The organism is Streptomyces sp. NBC_00433 (assembly GCA_036015235.1).
Classification (GTDB): domain Bacteria; phylum Actinomycetota; class Actinomycetes; order Streptomycetales; family Streptomycetaceae; genus Actinacidiphila.
Genome location: CP107926.1, coordinates 5,817,036 through 5,838,798 on the forward strand (window position 1 = coordinate 5,817,036; position 21,763 = coordinate 5,838,798).

At 73.1% G+C, this 21,763-nt stretch carries 19 protein-coding genes and 1 pseudogene; 9 read left to right on the forward strand and 11 right to left on the reverse strand.

Annotation, left to right across the window (positions count from 1 at the left end):
- Positions 1–61 precede the first annotated feature (61 nt).
- Entirely contained in the window at positions 62–709 is a 648-nt protein-coding gene (locus tag OG900_24905; protein WUH93035.1) for a haloacid dehalogenase-like hydrolase, read from the forward strand.
- A gap of 9 nt (positions 710–718) precedes the next feature.
- Here OG900_24905 and OG900_24910 read toward each other — a convergent pair whose 3' ends face one another.
- Positions 719–946: a hypothetical protein gene (locus OG900_24910; protein ID WUH93036.1), complete on the reverse strand. Its 228-nt coding sequence runs from the start codon at positions 944–946 to the stop codon at positions 719–721.
- Between the two features lie 157 nt (positions 947–1,103).
- Between OG900_24910 and OG900_24915 the strand changes: the two are divergent.
- Positions 1,104–1,298: pseudogene (locus OG900_24915) on the forward strand (cold-shock protein).
- A gap of 375 nt (positions 1,299–1,673) precedes the next feature.
- Here OG900_24915 and OG900_24920 read toward each other — a convergent pair.
- The 4 genes from OG900_24920 to OG900_24935 all read right to left on the reverse strand — a co-directional run bounded on the left by OG900_24920 (position 1,674) and on the right by OG900_24935 (position 5,321).
- A complete protein-coding gene (locus tag OG900_24920) occupies positions 1,674–2,567 on the reverse strand; it encodes a 1,4-dihydroxy-6-naphthoate synthase (protein WUH93037.1) in 894 nt (297 codons plus the stop codon).
- On the reverse strand, positions 2,554–3,249 hold the full coding sequence (locus OG900_24925; protein ID WUH93038.1) for a futalosine hydrolase: 696 nt from the start codon (positions 3,247–3,249) through the stop codon (positions 2,554–2,556). Before OG900_24925 ends, OG900_24920 begins: the two co-directional genes overlap by 14 nt.
- A 4-nt stretch (positions 3,250–3,253) precedes the next feature.
- Positions 3,254–3,745 (reverse strand): hypothetical protein, encoded by a 492-nt coding sequence (locus OG900_24930; GenBank protein WUH93039.1) that lies wholly within the window; start codon positions 3,743–3,745, stop codon positions 3,254–3,256.
- 199 nt (positions 3,746–3,944) lie between these two features.
- The gene (locus OG900_24935; protein ID WUH93040.1) at positions 3,945–5,321 is read right to left on the reverse strand and encodes an MFS transporter; all 1,377 of its coding nucleotides are present in this window, start codon (positions 5,319–5,321) and stop codon (positions 3,945–3,947) included.
- 262 nt (positions 5,322–5,583) lie between these two features.
- On the opposite strand from OG900_24935, the gene OG900_24940 reads away from it, so the two are divergent.
- Complete coding sequence (locus OG900_24940) at positions 5,584–6,507, forward strand: DUF3027 domain-containing protein (protein ID WUH93041.1); 924 nt, start codon at positions 5,584–5,586, stop codon at positions 6,505–6,507.
- Positions 6,508–6,650: 143 nt separating this feature from the next.
- Positions 6,651–9,848 (forward strand): molecular chaperone Hsp90, encoded by a 3,198-nt coding sequence (locus tag OG900_24945; protein ID WUH93042.1) that lies wholly within the window; start codon positions 6,651–6,653, stop codon positions 9,846–9,848.
- A 39-nt stretch (positions 9,849–9,887) separates the two neighbouring features.
- On the opposite strand, the gene OG900_24950 is transcribed toward OG900_24945, so the two are convergent.
- Positions 9,888–12,353 (reverse strand): cation-translocating P-type ATPase, encoded by a 2,466-nt coding sequence (locus tag OG900_24950; protein ID WUH93043.1) that lies wholly within the window; start codon positions 12,351–12,353, stop codon positions 9,888–9,890.
- Positions 12,354–12,445: 92 nt separating this feature from the next.
- On the reverse strand, positions 12,446–12,724 hold the full coding sequence (locus OG900_24955) for a DUF2530 domain-containing protein (protein WUH93044.1): 279 nt from the start codon (positions 12,722–12,724) through the stop codon (positions 12,446–12,448).
- 190 nt (positions 12,725–12,914) lie between these two features.
- Here OG900_24955 and OG900_24960 point away from each other — a divergent pair, with 190 nt between their 5' ends.
- Entirely contained in the window at positions 12,915–14,369 is a 1,455-nt protein-coding gene (locus OG900_24960) for an NCS2 family permease (GenBank protein ID WUH93045.1), read from the forward strand.
- Here OG900_24960 and OG900_24965 read toward each other — a convergent pair.
- Complete coding sequence (locus OG900_24965) at positions 14,339–14,611, reverse strand: hypothetical protein (GenBank protein WUH93046.1); 273 nt, start codon at positions 14,609–14,611, stop codon at positions 14,339–14,341. The genes OG900_24960 and OG900_24965 overlap by 31 nt on opposite strands.
- A 305-nt stretch (positions 14,612–14,916) precedes the next feature.
- Here OG900_24965 and OG900_24970 point away from each other — a divergent pair, with 305 nt between their 5' ends.
- Genes OG900_24970 through thpR form a run of 3 tightly spaced genes read left to right on the forward strand, consistent with a single transcriptional unit; the run spans position 14,917 to position 17,463 of the window.
- The gene (locus tag OG900_24970; protein ID WUH95907.1) at positions 14,917–15,294 is read left to right on the forward strand and encodes a MarR family transcriptional regulator; all 378 of its coding nucleotides are present in this window, start codon (positions 14,917–14,919) and stop codon (positions 15,292–15,294) included.
- Between the two features lie 40 nt (positions 15,295–15,334).
- Positions 15,335–16,852, forward strand: a complete 1,518-nt coding sequence (locus OG900_24975) for an MFS transporter (protein ID WUH93047.1) — start codon at positions 15,335–15,337, stop codon at positions 16,850–16,852.
- Positions 16,849–17,463, forward strand: a complete 615-nt coding sequence (gene thpR / locus OG900_24980; GenBank protein ID WUH93048.1) for an RNA 2',3'-cyclic phosphodiesterase — start codon at positions 16,849–16,851, stop codon at positions 17,461–17,463. Before OG900_24975 ends, thpR begins: the two co-directional genes overlap by 4 nt.
- A 127-nt stretch (positions 17,464–17,590) precedes the next feature.
- On the opposite strand, the gene OG900_24985 is transcribed toward thpR, so the two are convergent.
- Positions 17,591–18,586, reverse strand: coding sequence for an aldo/keto reductase (locus OG900_24985; protein WUH93049.1), 996 nt, complete (start codon positions 18,584–18,586; stop codon positions 17,591–17,593).
- A 114-nt stretch (positions 18,587–18,700) separates the two neighbouring features.
- Positions 18,701–19,381: an SGNH/GDSL hydrolase family protein gene (locus tag OG900_24990; GenBank protein ID WUH93050.1), complete on the reverse strand. Its 681-nt coding sequence runs from the start codon at positions 19,379–19,381 to the stop codon at positions 18,701–18,703.
- A 47-nt stretch (positions 19,382–19,428) separates the two neighbouring features.
- On the opposite strand from OG900_24990, the gene OG900_24995 reads away from it, so the two are divergent.
- Positions 19,429–20,475, forward strand: a complete 1,047-nt coding sequence (locus OG900_24995) for a hypothetical protein (protein WUH93051.1) — start codon at positions 19,429–19,431, stop codon at positions 20,473–20,475.
- A 33-nt stretch (positions 20,476–20,508) separates the two neighbouring features.
- On the opposite strand, the gene serC is transcribed toward OG900_24995, so the two are convergent.
- Positions 20,509–21,627, reverse strand: coding sequence for a phosphoserine transaminase (gene serC, locus OG900_25000; GenBank protein ID WUH93052.1), 1,119 nt, complete (start codon positions 21,625–21,627; stop codon positions 20,509–20,511).
- Positions 21,628–21,763 lie beyond the last annotated feature (136 nt).

A 21,763-nucleotide genomic window follows, 5' to 3' on the forward strand; every position in this document is an offset into this window, starting at 1 on the left:
TGCGCTAACTATACGGTGTCCCTTCTGTACCTCTGGGGGGAGGTTGACCGGACAGGTGACAATGGGTGCTGTGACCAACGACTTCTCCTCCGTTCCGCCGACCCTGACGGTCGGCTTCGACCTCGACATGACCCTGATCGACTCCCGGCCCGGGATCAAGGCCGTGTACGACCGGCTCGCGGCGGAGACCGGCGTCTTCATCGACTCCGACCTCGCCGTCACCCGGCTCGGCCCGCCCCTGGACGACGAGCTGGCGAACTGGTTCCCCCGCGAGCGGGTCCCCGAGATCGCCGACCGCTACCGCACCCTCTACCCCGACCACGCCATCACCCCGACGCCCGCGATGCCGGGCGCCGCGGAAGCCGTGGCGGCCGTCCGGGCGGCCGGCGGGCGCCCCGTGGTCGTCACCGCGAAATACGGTCCCAACGCCGAGCTGCACCTCGCCCATGTCGGCATCGAGGCAGAGCTGCGCGGCTGGCTCTGGGCGGAGGCCAAGGCCGAGGCTTTGATCGAGTGGGGTGCGACCGTCTACGTGGGCGACCACACCGGGGATGTGCGCGGCGCCCACAAGGCGGGCGCCCTTTCTGTGGCGGTGGCCACCGGGCCGTGCAGCGCGGCGGAGCTGCGGGCGGCGGGGGCCGATGTCGTACTTGCCGACCTCAGGGATTTTCCCGGCTGGCTCGCCGCTCACACCTCCGCAGCGGCCTGACCTCCGAATTCACGCCTGTGGGTGACGCTGCGCGAGTGCCGACCGCAGCAGGCCCAGCAGTGCCAGGGCCAGTCCGACCCCCATCAGCATCGACACGAAGTAGGCCGGCGTCGGCAGCCGGCGGGTGCCGAGCAGCAGCGGCGCCACCGTGGCCAGCGTGCCGACCGCCCCGACGATGAAGACGATCGCGCCGATCCTGACCAGCAGGTCACCGGCGCCCATGGTTTGTTTGCTCACCGCACAAGGGTAGGTCCGTGCTGTGGGGCGCGGGAGAACGGGACCTCGCCGTCTTGTCACACAGCACCTGGCCATTAGCCTTGGTGTCAGCGGGTCTCCGGTGGACCCGCTGCTGTCTTATTCAGAGCGGTTTCGAGCAATGAGGACGAGGTCGGACGTGCCTACCGGCAAGGTCAAGTGGTTCAACAGCGAGAAGGGCTTCGGCTTTCTCTCCCGCGATGACGGCGGCGATGTCTTCGTGCACTCCTCGGTGCTGCCCGACGGGGTCGCGGCGCTCAAACCCGGCCAGCGTGTGGAATTCGGTGTCGTCGCGGGCCAGCGGGGCGATCAGGCGCTCTCGGTGACATTGCTGGACCCCGCGCCCTCGGTCGCCGCGGCCCAGCGCCGCAAGCCCGATGAGCTGCTGCCGATCGTCCAGGACCTGACCACCCTGCTCGAAGACGTCGCCAGGTCATTGCAGCGCGGCCGCTATCCGGACAAGGCCCACGGCCACAAGATCGCGTCCGTGCTGCGGGTGGTCGCCGACCAGCTCGACGTATAAGGCCCCGGGTAAGGCCTGGGGTGAGGACCCGGGTAAGGACTCGGGGCAGCCGACTAACGACACGGGGAGCCGACGCGGAAGGCGGCGCTTTACCGGAGGTGCATCTTCCGGTAAAGCGCCGTAGCGCGTTTTTCGGCCCCCGCGATTCTTCGCGCGCCCCGCGAATGGCGAGGCGGGGCAATATTTTCAGAAAGCCAGCGCGTCCGGGCCGAGCGCGGGCACGAGGCCTTCGGCCGCCGCCCGAGTGAGCAGCCCGCGTACGGCCGCGTATCCGTCCTCGCCGAGGTCCGCCGTGAATTCGTTCACGTACAGGCCGATGTGCTGGTCGGCGACCTCCGGATCCATCTCCTGGGAATGCGCCAGCACATAGTCGCGGGAGGCCGTCGGATCGTCCCACGCCATACGGACCGAGGCGCGCGCCGCGTCGGCGAGCGCGTGCAGCCGCTCCTTGCCCAGCGAGCGGCGGGCGATGATCGCGCCCAGCGGGATGGGCAGGCCCGTGGTGGCCTCCCAGTGCTCGCCCATGTCCGCGAGCTTGTGCAGCCCGTAGTTCCGGTAGGTGAAGCGCGCCTCGTGGATCACCAGGCCCGCGTCCACCCGGCCGTCCCGCACCGCGGGCATGATCTCGTGGAAGGGCATCACCACGATCTCCCCGACACCGCCGGCCACCTCGGTCGCCGCCCACAGCCGGAAGAGCAGATACGCCGTCGAGCGCTCGCTCGGCACCGCGACCGTCCGCCCCGCCAGGTCGGTGCCCGGCTCCCGGGTCAGCACCAGCGGCCCGCAGCCGCGCCCCAGCGCTCCGCCGCAGGGCAGCAGCGCCCAGTCGTCCAGCACCCACGGCAGCACCGCGTAGGACACCTTGAGCACGTCCAGCTCGCCGCGCTCGGCCATCCCGTTGGTGATGTCGATGTCGGCGAAGGTCACGTCGAGCGGCGGCGCGTCCGGCACCAGGCCGTGCGCCCACGCGTGGAAGACGAAGGTGTCGTTGGGACAGGGCGAGTACGCGATGCGCAGGGCGTCAGTGCCGCCGGTGCATCGGGTGCCGCCGTCGCCTCGGGTGCTGTCAGGTGTCGTCATGTGCCGCCTCAACCTCCAGGACGCCCGGGAGCTTCCCGAACGCCGACGTCAGCGCCGCCAGTGCCTCGCCGATCCGCCAGGCTTCGCGGTCCCGCGGGCCGACCGCGTTGGACACCGCGCGGATCTCCAGAACGGGTATGCCGAAGCAGGCCGCCGCCTCCGCCACCCCGAAGCCCTCCATCGCCTCGGCCACCGCTCCCGGGTGCCGGCCTGCCAGCTCGGCCGCGCGGGCCGCGGTCCCGGTGACCGTGCTGACCGTCAGGACGGGCCCGTAGGCCGCGCCCAGCGCCATGGCCACGGCACGGCTCAGCCGGGCGGGCGGGCGGTGCTCGGAGCGGCCGAAACCCAGCTCGGCGACCGGGGTGAAGCCGTCCGCGGTCTGCGCGCCGAGGTCGGCGGCCACGACCGTCTCCGCGACGGCGAGCGAGCCGACCGGTGCGAGGGGGGCGAAACCGCCGCCGATGCCCGCGGAGACCACCAGGTCGGGCCGCGTGTGCTCCACCGCGAGCCGCGACATCAGCGCGTACGTCGCCCGTGCCGCCGCGGCCGCGGGGCCGACACCCACCGTGAGCACCTCGGTCCCGCGGGCGGCCTCGCCCGCTGCCGACAGGCCCGCCGTGACGGCCGCGCGCTCGGCGTCGACCGCGGTCAGCACCAGGACGCGCCTGCGGCGGTCAGGCACGGCCCTACTGCCCCCGGATCAGGTTGAACTGGATGACGCGGAAGGAGTCCTCGCCGCTGGTGTCGGCCGACTCCACGATGTTGAGCGTCACCTGCTTGGCGGTGGTGGTGCCGCCGGTCTGCTGGTCCTGGGTGTTGAACAGCTGCTCGCTGTCCACCGACCAGAACGTCTTGTCCTTGAGGGGCTCCGGCGTGACCAGGGTGGTGCCGGCCGCGATGAGCCAGCCCTTGTCCCCGATCGACGGGTCCACGCCGATCCGCACCTGGTCGCCGACGGGGACGGTGATGTGGTGCTTCGGGGTGCCCTGCAGGCAGGCGAGGAAGGCCACCTGCGCCAGCTTCTTGCCGTCGTTGAAGCACTTGTCCGCGGCTTCCGCCTGTACGGACTTGCTGCCCACGGTCACGGTCGCCATGGCGGTCGGCTTGTCGCAGGCGGTCAGGGCGACAAGCCCGAGGGAGATGGCACCGATGGTGGTGGCAGCGCGGCGAATGCTCATGGCAGGAGGCTACCGGGCGGTCGCTCCCAGTCCGCGCGGGGGTGCGCGTGTCCCCAGGTGGGGCCCGCGGCGACCCGCCGCGGCAGACCCGTACGGGTGACCCCGCCGCCGACCCCGCCGTACATTGCCGCGCCGCGAATACGCCGTGCGGGCACCGACCGTACGTCGGGGTGACTCTCCGTCACCTGGATCGACGTGGTCAGGCCACGCGCGCGCGGGCCGTACTGCCGCGGCGGGCGCCGCCGACCAGGCCGCGTACCGACAGCAGGAAGGCCACCAGGACCAGGCCGGCCGCGCACGACATGCCCAGCGGGCCGTTCAGCGGCAGCAGTATGCCCAGGCCGCCGCCGACCACCCAGGACAGCTGGAGCGCCGTCTCGGACCGCGCGAAGGCAGAGGTCCGCACCAGCTCCGGCACATCGCGCTGGATCAGCGCGTCGAGCGACAGCTTCGCCAGCGCCTGCGAGATACCGGCCGTCGCGGTCAGCGCGGCGACCGTGACCAGGCTGTACCAGCCCGCCGCTATCGTCGCCGCGCTCAGCGCGCAGATCAGCACCGTGGCGATGATCACCTCGGGTCCGCGGGCCTTGAGCCAGGCGCCGAGCGCGGTGCCGAACGCGTTCCCGACGCCCGCCGCCACACCGACCACGCCCAGCGACGCCGCCGGCGACAGACCGCCCAGTGGATGCTCGCGCATCATGAAGGCCAGGAACATCGTCAGGAAGCCGGACAGCGACCGCAGCCCGCCGTTGCCCTGCAAGGCGTGCAGCACCGACGAGCCGACGCCCAGCAGGCCGGGCTTGCGGCCCGGGATGCCGGTCGGCTCCGGCTGCGCCTCCTCGTCCGCCGACAGCCGCACCCGCTGCTCACCGCGGGCCGAGTCGACCTTGGCCGGCAGCGACAGCGACAGCATGGCGCCGCCGACGAAGACCACGAAAGCGCCGTAGAGCGGCCACTGCGGCCCGATCACATTCAGACCCGCGGCGACCGGTGCCGCCACCGCGGTGGCCAGCAGGCCCGACAGGGTGACCCGGGAATTCGCCTTCACCAGCGTCGTACGCCCCGGCAAGAGCCGTGGCACCACCGCACTGCGCACGACGCCGTACGCCTTGGACGCCACCAGCACGCCGAGCGCCGCCGGATACAGGCCCAGGCCCGCCGTCGAGATCACCCCGGCCATCGTCCAGGCCAGCACCGCCCTGGCCACCATGGCCACCGCTATCGCGGCCCTGCGGCCGTGCTGCAGCCGGTCCAGCAGCGGGCCGATCACCGGGGCGAGCAGCGCGAAGGGCGCCATCGTCACCAGCAGATACAGCGCGACCCGGCCGCGGGCCTCGCCGCTGGGCACCGAGAAGAAGACCGTGCTGGCGAGCGCGACGGTGATCATCATGTCGCCGGCCGAATTCACCGCGTGCAGCTCGATCAGTTTCGCCAGACCGGACTCGCCCGCGCCTCCGGCATGTGTCGTACGCCGGATACGCCGGCCTAGTGCGCCTGCCGGGGCGCCCACGCCGTGTGCGAGGGCGCGGCCGGCTCTGCGCACAGGCCCTCGGGCGGTGGTCGCGGTTCTTGCCATGACGCAATCCTGCCCCAAACGGAAGAGACCTCACCCCCTCCTTTGCGGGCGTGGTGCGCACAGGTACCGTGCGATCACGCAGAATGGGTGTCAACAGGTGCGCCCGAGGACGCTCGGGCAGGGCCGGATGAGGCAGGGAACGTAGGCGTCGAAGCGGTCCGCAGGTCCGCTCCGCTGCAGCTCTCCGCCCGTCGGGTCCTTCCGCCCACGAGCGCACACGTGAGACGGCGTAGAGAGAGAAACGATTTCTGTGAGTGCAGCGATGCGAAGCCGTACCCCTGACCGCCTGTGCGCCGAGGCCGTCGACGTAGCGAGGGCGGTCACGCTGGAGGCGGCGGGGCCGGAGTCGGTCGGCGAGCACCTCGGGGTCGCCGCGGAGGGCGACCGGGTCGTCACCCACTACTTCGCCTGTACGGAGCCGGCCTACCGCGGGTGGCGCTGGGCCACCACGCTGACCAGGGCGTCCCGCGCCAAGGTCGTCACCGTCGACGAAACGGTGCTGCTGCCCGGCACCGACGCCATCCTCGCGCCCGAGTGGGTGCCGTGGAGCGAGCGGCTGCGGCCCGGCGACATGGGACCCGGCGACCTGCTGCCGACCGAGGCGGACGACCTGCGCCTGGAGCCGGGCTGGACCGGTGACGACGAGCCGCCGGCCGGCGAGCCCGGCGCCGAGGTCGAGGACGAGGGCGCCGACATCGTCGTGCCGTCCGTCGCGACGATCGGCTCGATCGCCGGACAGCTCGGCCTGGGCCGCCCCCGGGTGCTGTCCCGCTACGGCCTGCACGCCGCCGCCGACCGCTGGGACGAGCAGTTCGGGCCGAAGACGCCGATGGCGCAGGCCGCGCCCGCCAACTGCGTCAGCTGCGGCTTCCTGGTGCCGATCGCCGGCTCGCTCAGCCAGGCCTTCGGGATCTGCGCCAACGAGTTCTCGCCGGCCGACGGCCGCCTGGTCTCCCTTGGCTACGGCTGCGGCGGCCACTCCGAGGCCGCCGTCATGCCGCGCCCGCCGCAGCCCGCGCCGATGGTCCTCGACGAGCTGCACGACACCGACCCGATGGCGCTGCACACCGCCGCGGCGGTGGACGGCGGCTCGGCAGTGAGCGACGGCTCGGCAAGGGACGACGGCTCGGCAAGGGGCAGCGCCGATCCGCACGCGGGCGGCGGGGAGGACAAGGGGCGCCCCTGACGCCCCCCGGGTCCGCGGCTCCGGCCCCTGACCGGGTGGTGGTCCCGCGGCCCCGGACGCGGGATGAAGGGCACGCCGAATGGCGGTACGGTCACCGTGCACAGCCCCACGAGGGGCGGCACCCGGCGAGCGAAGGACCGTACGTGACCCGCGCAGGCGTAATCCGGACGGCCCCGGAAGGCCACCCCGACCCCTTCCGCACCGCGGACCTGCGCCGGGCGGTCCTCACCGCCTGGACCGCGTCGGCCGCCCGCTTCCGCGAGGACGCCAACGCCGAGGAGGACCTCGCCCTCGGCGGCCACCGCGACCGGCTGATCATCGAGCTGGCGCAGAACGCCGCGGACGCCGCCACCCGCGCCGGCGTCCAGGGCCGCCTGCGGCTGACCTACCACGAGGCCACCGGCGACGCCCCCGCGCTGCTCGCCGCCGCCAATACCGGCGCCCCGCTGGACGCCCCCGCCGTGGAGTCGCTGTCCACGCTGCGCGCCTCCGCGAAACGCGACGAGGGACCCGCCGCCGTCGGCCGCTTCGGCGTCGGCTTCGCCGCCGTCCTCGCGGTCAGCGACGAGCCCGCCGTGGTCGGCCGCAGCGGCGGTGTGCGCTGGTCCCTGACCGAGGCGCGCGCCCTGGCCGCCGAAGTGCCCGGCCTGGCAGAGGAACTGCGCCGCAGGGACGGCCATGTGCCGCTGCTGCGGCTCCCGTTGCCCGCGGAGGGCAGCGCACCCGACACGTACGACACCGTCGTCGTCCTGCCACTGCGGGACGGCGCCGCGGAGGACCTGGCCGGGCGGCTGCTTGCCGCCGTGGACGACGCCCTGCTGCTGGCCCTGCCCGGCCTCGCAGAGGTCGTCATCGAGACGCCCGTCGGCTCACGGACCCTGACCCGCCGCGGCACCGACGACGGCGACGTCCTGGTCGAGGACTCCGCCGCGCCCGCGCCCACCCGCTGGCGGGTCGTCGGCGACGGCGGCGCCCTCACCGCCGAACTGCTCGCCGACCGCCCTGTGGAGGAGCGCCTGCGCCCGGTCTGGTCGGTGACCTGGGCCGTGCCCGTCGCCGCCGACGGCGCCCCCGCCGTGCCCCGCACCGCCGGCGTCGTGCACGCCCCGACGCCGACCGACGAACCGCTCGGCCTGCCCGCCCTGCTGCTGGCCTCGCTGCCGCTCGACCCGACCCGCAGGCACGCCGCCCCCGGCCCGCTCACCGACTTCCTGGTCGAGCGCGCCGCCGACGCCTATGTGCGGCTGCTCGCCGACTGGCGCCCCACCAGCACCGGCGTCGTCGACCTGGTGCCTGGACCGCTCGGCAAGGGCGAACTCGACGCCGAACTGCGCCGCCGCATCCTGGCGCAGCTCCCGCGCACCCCGTTCCTGCCGCGCGCCGCCGAGGTCCCGCCGGACGTCGAGGCGGCCCCCGCGCCCGACGCCGACGGCTGGGACGGCGGCGGCCCGCTCGCCGGCGAGAGCCACGCGCTGCGGCCCGTCGAGGCCGAGGTCGTCGAGGGCGCCACCGCCGAGGCCGTCCGCGTCCTCGCCGAGGTGCTGCCCACCCTCGTCCCCTCCGCGCTCGAACGCCGCCCCGCCCTGCGCCAGTTGGGCGTCGCCCGGCTCTCGCTGGCCGACGCCGTCGACCGGCTGTCCGGCACCGAGCGGCCCGCCGGCTGGTGGTGGCGGCTCTACGACGCCCTGGCCGGCACCGACGCCGACGTCCTCAGCGGCCTGCCCGTGCCGCTCGCCGACGGCCGTACGGTGATCGGGCCGCGGCAGGTGCTGCTGCCGGTGCCGGGCGAGGACTCCGCGGCCGTGGACCCGGCGCTGCTGGCCAGGCTCGGCCTGCGGGTCGCCCACCCGGACGCCGCCCACCCGCTGCTGGAGAAGCTCGGCGCCGCCCCCGCCACGCCCCGGGCGGTGCTGACCACCCCGCAGGTGCGGGCCGCGGTCGCCGCGTCGCTGGACGAGGACACCGCCTGGGACCAGGACGAGGCGGGCCTGGACGCCGACGAACTCGCCGACACCGTGTTCTCGCTGGCCCGCGCCGCCGGCCTCGCCCCCGGCGACGAACCCTGGCTGGCCGCGCTCGCGCTGCCCGACGAGGAGGGCGAACTGGCCCCGGCCGGTGAACTCGTGCTGCCCGGCAGCCCGCTGGAGGCCGTCCTGCGCGAGGGCGAACTCGGCACCCTGGACGCCGACCTCGCCGAGCGCTGGGGCGAGCAGCCGCTGACCGCCGTCGGGGTGCTCGCCACCTTCGCCCTGGTCCGCGCCACCGACGTGGTCCTGGACCCCGACGACCTCGAACCGCGCGACAGCGACTGGGCCGAGCCCGACGACGCCGGCCTGCTGGACGCCGTGGACGTCTGGTGCGAGGACGTCCTGGACCAGCTGCCCGAGACCGATGTGCCGCCGGTCGCCACCGAGATCATCGGGGTCCGCGACCTGGACCTCGTCGACGACGACGCCTGGCCGCAGGCCCTCGCGCTGCTCTCCCGGCCGCCGCTGCGGGACGCCGTGACCGCCCCGGTCCGGGTGCTGCTCCCCGACGGCACCACCGAATCCGTACGCCCCTACGCCGCCTGGTGGCTGCGCGACCACCCGGTCCTCGACGGCCGCCGCCCGGTCGGCCTGCGCGCGGCAGGCGGCGACCGGCTGCTCGCCGGGCTCTACGACGAGGCCGAGACCGACACCGCCGTGGACGAACAGGTGCTGCGGGCGCTCGGCGTACGCACCACGGTGGCCGCGCTGCTGGCCGAGCCCGGGGGCGCCGCGGAACTGCTCGGCCGCCTCGCCGAGCCGGAGCGCCCGGTCGACCCGGCCCAGCTGCACGCCCTCTACGCGGCCCTGGCCGAGCTGGACCCCGACCAGGTCACCCTGCCCGACGAGCTGCGGGCGGTGGTCGACGGGGAGACGGTCGTCGTGGACGCCGCCGACGCCCTGGTCGCCGACGCCCCCGACCTGCTGCCGCTGGCCGCCGGGCTGGCGCTGCTGCCGGTGCCGCCGCGGCTCGCCGCCGACCTGGCCGAGCTCTTCCAGGTCCGCCGCCTCAGCGAGGCCGTGGACGCCGCCGTGACCTCGCAGGGCGAGCCGCACGACGTGCTGCCCGCCGTCCACGACCTGCTCCCGGGCGCCCCCGGCTCCTACGTCGAGCACGAGGAGCTGCTGCTCACCGGTGGCGTCGAGGTCGACTGGCGATACGCGGACGGCACGCTGCACGCCGCCACCGTCGAGGGTGTCGCGGCGGGCCTGGCCTGGGCCGCGGGCCACTGGGAGCGCCGCTTCGAGCTGGCGGCGCTGATCGAGGACCCGTCCCGTACCGAGGAGCTGGCGCGCGACCGCTGGTTCGTCTGACGCCGCACCGGACGCCGCCGCATATGGCGGAGGCGTGGCTCATTGCCGCGCCCGTCGCACAGGGCGGCGGGCGCCGCCCATTGCCGAGCCTTCGTCCCAGCGCCGCGCCAGCGCCCAGGAGACCTCCAGCGCCACCGCCCCCATCGCCGAGATCCCGACCGCCGACCAGGGCACCTCCTCGCCCACCAGCCGCACCGCGAAGAACTGCTGCAACCACGGTGTGACCAGCACGATCACGAACCCCAGGCCCATCGCGAGCACCAGCGCGATCCGCCACCAGGTGTAGGGGCGGGCGACGATCGCCAGCACCCACAGCTCCGTCAGGAACAGCGTCAGCGTCGCCGCGCTGGTCTCCGCGTCCAGCGCGCCCGGCCCGGTGTAGACGTGCCGCGCCATCAGATACGTCGCGAAGGCCGCGGCCCCGCAGATGATCCCGGCGGGCGTCGAGTACCGCATGACCCGGCGCACGAAGTGCGGTCTGGCCCGCTCCTTGTTGGGCGCCAGCGCCAGGAAGAAGGCCGGCACCCCGATGGTCAGCGTGGACAGCAGCGTCAGATGCCGCGGCAGGAACGGATACGGCACCTGCCAGCACACCACAAGCACCGCGAGCAGCACAGAGAAGACCGTCTTGGTGAGGAAGAGCGTCGCGACCCGGGTGATGTTGCCGATCACCCGGCGCCCCTCGGCCACCACCGAGGGCAGCGTGGCGAAGCTGTTGTCCAGCAGCACGATCTGCGCGACCGCCCTGGTCGCCTCGGAGCCCGAGCCCATCGACACGCCGATGTCGGCGTCCTTGAGGGCGAGCACGTCGTTGACACCGTCGCCGGTCATGGCCACGTTGTGCCCGCGGGACTGGAGGGCGCCCACCATGTCGCGCTTCTGCTGCGGGGTGACCCGGCCGAAGACCGAGCCCCGCTCCAGCACCGCGGCCATCGCGTCCCGCTCGGGCGGCAGCCGCCGTGCGTCGACCGGGTCCTCCGCGCCCGGCAGCCCGAGCTTGCCGGCGACCGCGCCGACCGACACGGCGTTGTCGCCGGAGATCACCTTGGCCTGCACATCCTGCTCGGCGAAGTAGCGCAGGGTGTCGCCGGCCTCCGGCCGCAGCCGCTGTTCCAGCACCACCAGCGCCAGCGGGACGACCGAGGCCGCGACCTGCGGGTCGTCCAGCGGCCGCCGGGCGCGGGCCAGCAGCAGCACCCGCAGCCCCTCGTCGTTGAGCCGGTCGACGTCGCCCAGCGCGGCATGCCCGGCGGGCAGCAGCACGTCGGGCGCCCCGAGCAGCCACGTACTGTCCGTGCCGTCCGGCTCGGTGAAGGCCGCACCGCTGTATTTGCGGGCCGAGCTGAAAGGCAGCGTCCCCCGGCCGCGCCAGCCGGCCGCGCCGTCCGGCGGATAGGCGTCGACGACCGCCTGCAGGCTGGCGTTGGGCCGCGGGTCGGCCCCGCCCAGCGCGGCCAGGGCGCGGGCCGCGTACGCCTCGTCGCCGCCGTCCAGCACGCGCAGCGCGGTGACGTCCATGCCGCCCTCGGTGAGGGTGCCCGTCTTGTCCAGGCAGACCACGTCGACCCGGGCCAGGCCCTCGATCGCGGGCAGCTCCTGCACCAGGCACTGCTTGCGGCCGAGCCGGACCACCCCGATCGCGAAGGCCACCGACGTCAGCAGCACCAGGCCCTCGGGCACCATCGGCGTGATGCCGCCGACCGTCCGGCGCACCGCCTCGCGGGCGTCGTGGCTCTCCACCGTGAACTGGCTGACGATCAGCCCCGCCGCGGTCGGCACCATCATCCAGGTGACGTACTTCAGGATCCGGCTGATGCCGTTGCGCAGCTCGGAATCGACCAGGGTGAAGCGGGCCGCCTCGTCGGCGAGCTGGGCGGCGTAGGCCTGGCGGCCGACCTTGGTGGCGGTGAAGGCGCCGCCGCCGGCGACCACGAAGCTGCCGGACATCACCGGGTCGCCCGCGTGCTTGACCACCGGGTCGGCCTCGCCGGTGAGCAGCGACTCGTCGATCTCCAGGCTGTCGGCCTCGTCGACCACCCCGTCGACCACCACCTTGTCGCCGGGGCCCAGCTCGATCAGGTCGCCCAGCACGATCTGCGAGGTGGAGAGGGCTGTGGTCACGCCGTCCCTGCGCACCTCGGGCCTGGCCTCGCCGATCACCGCGAGGCTGTCCAGGGTCCGCTTGGCACGCAGCTCCTGGACGATGCCGATCGCGGTGTTGGCGACGATGACGAAGCCGAACAGCCCGTCCTGGATCGGGCCCACCACCAGGATGACCAGGAAGAGCCCGCCGATGATCGCGTTGAAGCGGGTGAGGACGTTGGCCCTGACGATGTCCGTGGCCGAGCGGGACGACCGTACGGGGACGTCGTTGACCTCGCCGGCCGCGATCCGCCGCTCGACCTCGGCGCCGCTGAGCCCCGGGTGCCGCGCGACCGCCCCGGCACTCCGACCGGTGCCGCCGCCGGGTTCGGTGTCCGCGCCGGTCTCCGTGCCTTCCGTCATGGATCGACGGTACGTGCGGCCGGTGGCTTCCACCCGTTCTGTGCGCTTTGCGCGCCTCTGGGGGCCTTCAGGGGGCCTTCCGGGGCGCTTGCCTACCCGTCCTGGGGTGTCCGGCCCCCGCCGGCGGCTGCGGCGCGTGCGATGGCGTCCCGGCGGGCCCGTACGTACTTCAGGCCGATCAGGCCGAGCACCCCGCCGGCCGCGCAGGTCCAGATGAACCAGGTGTGGCCGTGGTCGTCGTACCAGCCGTAGAAGGGCAGCTGCACGACGAAGAGCGCGAACCAGACGATCGTGCCGACCGTGACGGTGGCGACGTCGTTGGCCTCCATCGGCTCGGGGGCCGCGCGCAGTGGCGTCTGCTGCTTGCTCATGGCGCCCATCGTATGCGGCGCGCACGCGGCGGCTCCGGCCGGCCGGGGGAGGCCTGCGGGCCCGGGGGTCTACGCGCGGAGATGGTTTTTGACCAATTGGTTATTCATACTGAAACCGGTCACCGCTGACTGAAAACACTCGTACGATCGCCCAAATGCGGGCCAGATCGCGCCCCCCTTGAGGATTCACATGCCCACCTCGGCCCCCGCTCCGGTCGACATGGGTCGGTCGTCGGACCGCCCGCCCACCAGCCCGCTGGACCGCTATTTCCGCATCTCGGAACGCGGCTCCTCCATCCCGCGGGAGATCCGCGGCGGCCTGGCCACCTTCTTCGCGATGGCCTACATCATCGTGCTGAACCCGATCATCCTGGGCTCGGCGGTGGACAAATTCGGCCACCACCTCAACGGCGGCCAGCTGGTCACCGCGACCGTGATCACCGCGGCCTTCACCACGCTGCTGATGGGCGTCATCGGCAATGTGCCGGTCGCGCTGGCCGCCGGACTCGGCGTGAACACCGTCGTGGCGCTCCAGCTCGCCCCGAAGATGAGCTGGCCGGACGCGATGGGCATGGTCGTCCTCGCCGGCTTCGCGATCATGGTCATGGTCGCCACCGGGCTGCGCGAGCGCGTCATGAGCGCGGTGCCGCTGGGCCTGCGCAAGGGCATCGCCATCGGCATCGGCCTGTTCATCCTGCTGATCGGCCTGGTGGACTCCGGCTTCGTCACCCGCATCCCGGACGCCGCGCACACCACCGTGCCGCTGCAGCTCGGCGCCGACGGCCACCTCAAGGGATGGCCGGTGCTGATCTTCATCCTCGGCGCGCTGCTGACCCTGTCGCTGATCATCCGCAAGGTCGCCGGCGCCATCCTGATCTCCATCGTCGCCATGACCGTCCTCGCGCTGATCGTGAACGCGGTCGCCGACGTCCCGGCCGCCAACTGGGGCCTGACGGTCCCCACGTGGCCCGGCAACCCGGTCGCCACCCCGGACTTCGGCCTGATCGGCAAGGTCAGCCTCTTCGGCGGCTTCCACGAGGTCGGCATCCTGACCGGGCTGCTGTTCGTCTTCACCGTGCTGCTGTCGTGCTTCTTCGACGCGATGGGCACCATCCTCGGCGTCAGCGACGAGGCGGGGCTGCTCGACGACAAGGGCGACCTGCCGGGCATCAACAAGGTCCTGATGATCGACGGTGTCGCCACCGCGGTCGGCGGCGCCTCGTCGTCGTCCGCGAACACCTGCTTCGTGGAGTCCACCGCCGGCGTCGGCGAGGGCGCGCGGACCGGCCTCGCCAGCGTCGTCACCGGGCTGATGTTCGTCCTCGCGCTGTTCCTCACGCCGGTGGCCACCATGGTCCCGGCGCAGGCCGCCACGCCCGCGCTGGTCGCGGTGGGCTTCCTGATCCTGGCCGGGTCGATCCGCGAGATCGACTGGAGCGACTTCACCATCGCCGTCCCGGCCTTCCTGACGATGGTGCTGATGCCGTTCACGTACTCGATCACCAACGGCATCGGCATCGGCTTCCTCAGCTTCTGCGTGCTGCGGCTGGTGGCGGGGCGCGGCAAGGAGGTCCCGGTCGCGCTCTACGCGGTCGCCGCCGTCTTCGCCTTCTACTACCTGATGCCGGCGCTCGGGCTGCTGTAGGGCGGGGCCGGGGTCCGGTCCCGCTCCGGGCCCTGGTCCTGGTGGTCCTGCTCCCGGTCCTGGCGGTGGCCGTAGAAGCGCTCGGTCTCCTCGACCGCCGCCTTGAAGCGCTCGTCGAAATCGTCACGGACCAGCGCCGTGACGACGTAGTCCTGGGCGGTCATCCCGCGTCTGGCGGCATGCTCGCGGATGCGGTCCCACAGGTCTGCGTCTATGCGCAGGCTGAGCACTCTCGATGCCATGTGCCCACGGTCGCGGGCCGGCGTGGCAATGTGCGTCGCTTTCGCCCGCCATCTCACCCGTTCGGGTGAGATGGCGGGCGGTGGCGGTTGAAGGCCCCCGCGGTCGGGCCGGAGGCGTGCCCGGCACGGGCGGGTCGCGGGTACCTGCGCGGGTCGCGGGTGCGCGGGCGGGGCGGGTGTGATCCCGTGGGTCACGGGTGTTGCGTGCAGAGTGTACTTAGGTTGCCTAATGAGCTAGGCTAAGCACCGTGACCGAACTGTCCGAGGACGACCGCGCCGCAGTCAACGAACTGCGGGGCGCAGTGATGCGGCTCTCCCGCCGGCTGCGCCACCAGCGTGTCGACGAGACGCTCAGCCCGACCGAGATGTCGGTGCTCGGCACCCTTGCCCGCTGCGGCTCCGCCACACCGGGGGAGCTGGCCCGCAAGGAGCACGTGCAGCCCCCGTCGATGACCCGCATCGTGGCGATGCTGGAGGCCAAGGGGCTGGTCCGCAGGGAACCGCACCCCGACGACCGGCGCCAGGTCGTGGTGTCCCGCACGGAGCAGGCCGCGGCGATGCTCGCCGAGAGCCGCACCAAGCGGAACGCCTGGCTGGCCTCGCTCGCCGAGGGCCTCACGGCGGACGAACTCGCCGTGATGCGCCAGGCGGCTCCCGTCCTCGAAAAGCTCGCGCACCTTTGACCCGACCGGAAACACCCGATGAGGGGGAGGCGAGTACCGATTGAGTTCGGCAGCCGGACCAGACGCCGCAACCGAACCTGACCGTCCCGCGGACACGAGAACGGGCACCTTCAGCGCCCTGAAGATCCGCAACTACCGGCTTTTCGCGACCGGTGCCGTGGTGTCCAACACCGGCACCTGGATGTCGCGGATCGCCCAGGACTGGCTGGTGCTCAGCATCACCGGGTCCTCCTTCGCGGTGGGTATCACCACCGCGCTGCAGTTCCTGCCGATGCTGCTTTTCGGCCTCTACGGCGGAGTGATCGCCGACCGCTATCCCAAGCGGCAGATCCTGCTGGGCACCCAGGCCGCGCTCGGCGTGCTCGGGCTGCTGCTGGCCGGACTCACCCTGGGCGGCGTCGTCCAGGTCTGGCACGTCTACACGATCGCCTTCCTGCTCGGCATGGTCACCGTCGTGGACAACCCCACCCGGCAGACCTTCGTGGTCGAGATGGTCGGCCCTTCGGTGATGCGCAACGCCGTCTCGCTGAACGCCGCGAACTTCCAGGCCGCCCGGCTGGTCGGCCCCGCCGTCGCCGGTGTGCTCATCACCGCGGTCGGCAGCGGCTGGGCCTTCCTGATCAACGGCCTGTCCTTCATCGCCCCGCTGACCGGCCTGCTGCTGATGCGCACCGCGGACCTGCACAAGGTCGAGCGGGCCCCGCGCGGCGGCAAGGGCCAGCTCCGCGAAGGCCTGCACTACGTCGCCGGCAAGCCCGAGCTGATCTGGCCGATCGTGCTGGTCGGCTTCATCGGCACCTTCGGCTTCAACTTCCCGATCTGGCTGTCCGCCTTCGCCAACAAGGTCTTCGACAGCGGCGCCGGCACCTACGGCCTGCTGAACACCCTGATGGCCGCGGGCTCCCTGCTGGGCGCACTGCTCGCCGCCCGCCGCAGCCGCACCCGGCTGCGGATGCTCGTGGCCGCCGCAGCGGTCTTCGGCCTGCTGGAGGGCGCCGCCGCCCTCGCGCCGGCCTTCTGGCTCTTCGCCGCCCTGCTGGTGCCGATCGGCATCTTCGGCCTGACCTTCAACACCACGGCGAACGCCACCGTGCAGCTCGCCACGGAGCCCGTCATGCGCGGCCGGGTGATGAGCCTGTACATGATGGTCTTCGTCGGCGGCACCCCCATCGGCGGCCCCGTCATGGGCTGGGTCACCGACACCTACGGCGCCCGGGTCGGCTTCCTGTCCGGCGGCCTGATCTCCGCCGCCGCGGCCGTCGCGGTCGGCCTGGTCCTGGCCAGAGCGGCGGGCCTGCGGCCCCGTGTCGACCTCCGGCGCGGCAACGGCCGGCCCCTGGTCTCCTTCGTCCCCCGCGACGGCGCCCTCCAGAAGGTCCCTGCCGACGGCACCGACACCCCGGAGGACGGCGACAGCGTGTCCGGCGACGAGAGCAAGGACACGGGCGAGGTCAAGGGCACGGGCAACATCAAGGGCACGGGCCCGGAAGCCGGTGCGGATTCCGGCACCGGCTCCGGCACCGGCGGGAACGCACCGCAGCTGACCACGGCCGTATGAGGCTCTTCGCCGCGGTGATGCCGCCGCCCGCCGCGGTCACCGCGCTGGCGGCGGCACTGCACCCGCTGCACGCCTTGCCGGGCGCCCGCGCACTGCGCTGGACGGCACCGGCGGGCTGGCACTACACGCTGGCCTTCCTCGGCGAGGTGCCCGACGACGTACGCCCCGGCCTCGACGAACGGCTCGCCCGAGCCGCCCGCCGCCACCAGCCCTGCGAGCTGCGTACGGCCGGCGGCGGCCGCTTCGGCGACCGGGCGCTGTGGACCGGCGCGGAGGGCGACCTGCGGGCACTGACAGCCCTCGCCGACACCGTACGGGCGGCCGCGCGCAGGGCCGGGGCGCCCGCCGCCGAGGAGCACGGCTTCCGGGCGCACCTGACGGTGGCCCGCACGTCGAAGAACGCGCCCGTCGACCTGCGCCCCTTCGCCGCGGCCCTCACCGACTACCGCAGCCCCTGGTGGCAGGCGGACACCCTCAGCCTCGTCGCCAGCGCGCTGCCCAGCTCCGGGGTCCCCGGCGAGCAGCCGGCCTACACCGTCGTGGCCGGCTGGGCGCTGGGCGTTCCCCCCGACCCGCCGCCCGAGCGCGGGGCACCGGGCAAGGCCGGTTAACCTCGGAGCGTGGACCCCAAGACCCGTACCCGTGTGATGACCGCCGCCTTCGTCCTGATGCTCGTGGTGGTGGTCGTCGCCGCCGCGGTGCACTGACCCGCGGCGGCGACACCCGTACGGCCCGCCCCTACCAGGCGAAGGCCTCGGGGGAGGTGCCGGGACCGGGGAAGATGCCGTCCAGGGCCGCCAGGAACTCCGCGGACAGCTCCAGCTCCACCGCCCGCAGCGCGGACTCCAGCTGCCCCGCGGTGCGCGGCCCCACGATCGGCCCGGTCACCCCGGGGCGGGTGAGCAGCCACGCCAGGCCCACGTCGCCCGGCTCCAGGCTGTGCTTGTCGCACAGGTCCTCGTAAGCCTGGATCTTGTCGCGCAGCTCCTGGTCCGCCAGCGAGTCCGCGGCCCGCCCACTGGCCGAGCGGGACGCGCCGCCGTCGCGCTGCTTGCGCAGCACACCGCCCAGCAGCCCGCCGTGCAGCGGCGACCAGGGGATGACACCGAGGCCGTACCCTTGCGCCGCCGGGATCACCTCCATCTCCGCCCGCCGCTCCACCAGGTTGTACAGGCACTGCTCGGAGGTCAGCCCGAGCGAACCGCGCCGCTTGGCGGCCTCGTTGGCCTGGGCGATGTGCCAGCCGGCGAAGTTGCTCGACCCGGCGTAGAGGATCTTGCCCTGGGCGACCAGGACGTCGATGGCCTGCCAGATCTCGTCCCAGGGCGTGGCCCGGTCCACGTGGTGGAACTGGTACAGGTCGATGTAGTCGGTGCCGAGCCGCTTGAGGCTCGCGTCCACCGCCCGGCGGATGTTCAGCGCCGACAGCTTGTCGTTGTTCGGCCAGGTGTCGCCCTCGGCGGCCATGTTGCCGTAGACCTTGGTCGCCAGCACCGTCTTGTCGCGGCGGCCGCCGCCCTTGGCGAACCAGCTGCCGACGATCTCCTCGGTACGTCCCTTGTTCTCGCCCCAGCCGTAGACGTTGGCGGTGTCGAAGAAGTTGACGCCGGCGCCGAGCGCCGCGTCCATGATCGCGTGGCTGTCCGCCTCATCGGTCTGCGGTCCGAAGTTCATGGTGCCGAGCACCAGACGGCTGACCTTGAGCCCCGTGCGTCCGAGCTGTGTGTACTCCATGGCTGCCAGCCAAGCTCTTCGAGTGCGCTCGAATCAAGCGGCCGTTGCGCCGTCCGCGCCCGATTCCCCGTCCGTTCGCCCGGTGCCCGCCGGGCGCTCCCGCTGCCGCCGGCTTCAGTGTCCGGCGTAGGGCGCCCCGACGCCCCAGGCCTGGTACATGGCGTCGGCGAAGGCCGCCGCCAGCTTGTGCTCGCCCGCCGCGTTGGGATGGGTGCCGTCGTAGGTGTCGAGCAGGATGTCGTAGCCCTCGGGCCGGGAGGCCAGCAGCAGGGGCGAGGCCGGCGTGTCGTGGTCGGCGACCGCCTTGGCCAGCAGCGCGTTCAACTCGGCGCACTGGTCGCCGAAGCCCGGGTCCAGGTCGGCGCGGGTGTTGGGGATGACCGGCAGCAGCACCATCCGCACCCGCGGCGCCGCGGCCCGCGCCTCGGTGATGAAGCGCTCCACATTGTCCGCGGTCTGCCCGGCGTCGGTGTAGAAGCCGAGGTCGATCAGACCGAGCGATATCAGCAGCACGTCGGGCCGGTGCTCGCGGACGACCCCGCCGATCACCGGCGCCAGGTGCAGCCAGCCCTCACCCCAGCCCGCCAGGTGGCGCCTGGCGCGCGGCGGGAAGGACGGGTCGGCGTAGTCGGCGGACACCGCGGCGTCCGCCGCGCTGTCGTACAGCCCGTCGCGCGGCCCGACCACGGCGAAGGGCTCACCCAGCTCGCACAGGTGCCGCCACATGCGGTAGCGCCAGGTGTAGTCGCCGGCGGCGCCAATGGTCATCGAGTCGCCGACGAAGAGGTAACGCATGCCGGGCATCATCCCCGACGGCCCGCCGACCAGGGACACTGGGGTGCATGCGCGCGTACATCCCGACGGCCGCCGCCTGTGCCGCCCTCGCCCTGGCCTGGGGCTGCGCGGTGCCCGCCGCCGCGGACTCCGGACCGTCCACGGCCTTCACGATCACCGACCCCCGCATCACCGAGTCCAGCGGCCTGGCCGCCAGCCGCCTGCACCCCGGGATCTACTGGACGCACAACGACAGCAGCGACGGCCCCTACGTCTACGCGGTCGACTCGGCCACCGGCAAGACCGTCGCGAGGGTCACGATGCGCGGCATCCACCCCCGGGACGTGGAGGCCGTCTCGATCGGCCCGGACGGCGACCTCTACCTCGGCGACATCGGCGACAACCTCGGCGGCGCCTGGCCGGAGGTGTGGATCTACCGCTTCCACGAACCCGCGAAGCTGGGCGACCAGACCGTGGACGTCACCCGCTACACCGTCCGCTACGACGCCGGACCGCGCAATGCCGAGGCGCTGATGGTGCAGCCGCAGACCGGCCGGGTCTACATCGCCAGCAAGAACGAGGACGGCGGCGGCCTCTACCGCGGCCCCGCGAAGCTCAGCCCCCACGGCGTCAACGTCTTCCGCAGGATCGCCGATGTGCCGTGGGTGACCGACGGGGCCTTCTCGCCCGACGGCAGCCGCCTGGTGCTGCGCGGATACTTCTGGGCGGCCGAATACCGCTGGACCGGCGGCGCCCCGCACAAACTCACCGACCTCGACGTGCCCATGCAACCGCAGGGCGAGGGGGTGGCCTTCACACCGGACGGCAAGGCGCTCATGTACAGCAGCGAGGGCAGGAACAGCCAGGTGTGGCGCGCGCCGCTGTCCGGCGGCGAACTGCCCGACAGTGTGCCGACCGCCTCTCCGGGCGCCACCAAGGCCGCAGGCGGCTCACAGGGCGGCGGGAAGGACCAGGGCGGCTCGGGCGCGGCCGCCCGGGACTCGTCGTCAGGCGGCAGCGGCAGCAGCGACAAGACGCTGGGCTTCGGGGCGCTGGTGATCGTCGGCGCGCTCGGCTTCGGCCTGCGCCGGATGATGCGCCGCCGCCGGGCCTGAACCCGGCGGCGGCGCCCCGATGGTGTCAGCCGGTCAGAGCTGGCCGATGACGTAGTCGATGCAGGCGGTCAGCGCCTCGACGTCGGACGGCTCGACGGCTGGGAACATCGCCACGCGCAGCTGGTTGCGGCCCAGCTTGCGGTACGGCTCGGTGTCCACGACGCCGTTGGCCCGCAGCACCTTCGCCACGGCCGCGGCGTCGATGCCGTCCTCGAAGTCGATGGTGCCGACGACCTGGGAGCGCTGCGCCGGGTCCGTCACGAACGGCGTCGCATACGAGGCCTTCTCTGCCCAGCCGTACAGCCGCGACGACGAGTCGGCGGTGCGCTCGGTGGCCCAGCTCAGGCCGCCCTGCCCGTTGATCCACTCCAGCTGCTCCTTGAGCAGGAAGAGGGTGGCCAGCGCGGGCGTGTTGTACGTCTGGTTCTTCTGCGAGTTGTCGATCGCCGTCGGCAGGTCGAAGAACGCCGGGATGTGCCGGCCGGACGCGGCGATCGAGGCCGCGCGCTCCAGGGCCGCCGGCGAGAACACCGCGATCCACAGGCCGCCGTCGGCCGCGAAGGACTTCTGCGGCGCGAAGTAGTAGACGTCGGTCTCGGCGATGTCGACCGGCAGGCCGCCCGCGCCCGAGGTGGCGTCCACCACGACCAGCGCGCCGGCGTCCGCGCCCGCGACCCGGCGGATCGGTGCGGAGACACCCGTCGAGGTCTCGTTGTGCGTCAGGGCGTAGACGTCCACGCCCGCTTCGGCGGCGGGCACGGGGTGGGTGCCCGGCTCGGACTTGACGATCGTCGGCTCGTCCAGCCACGGCGCCTGCTGGGCCGCCTTCGCGAACTTCGACGAGAACTCGCCGAAGGACAGGTGCTGGGACTTGGTTCCGATCAGCCCGTGGGTGGCGACGTCCCAGAACGCGGTGGACCCGCCGTTGCCGAGCACCACCTCGTAGCCGTCGGGCAGGGAGAACAACTGCTTGACGCCGTCGCGGACCTGCCCCACCAGGTTCTTCACCGGCGCCTGGCGGTGGGAGGTGCCGAGCAGGGACGTCCCGGTGGCGGCCAGCGCGTCGAGCGCCTGCGTCCGCACCTTGGAGGGGCCCGACCCGAATCGACCGTCGGCGGGCTTGATGTCAGCGGGAATCTGGATATCGGCCACGAGCGCAGCGTAGCCCGTTACAGGGCGGTTACCGCGGGCGTTCCATCCGGTGAGACGGCCTGTCGGCGAGGCGTCCGAACGGGTGGACGAGGCGCCGTGCCGGGTGCGGTCGTGTCCTGCCGGCGCGGGCGGTCCT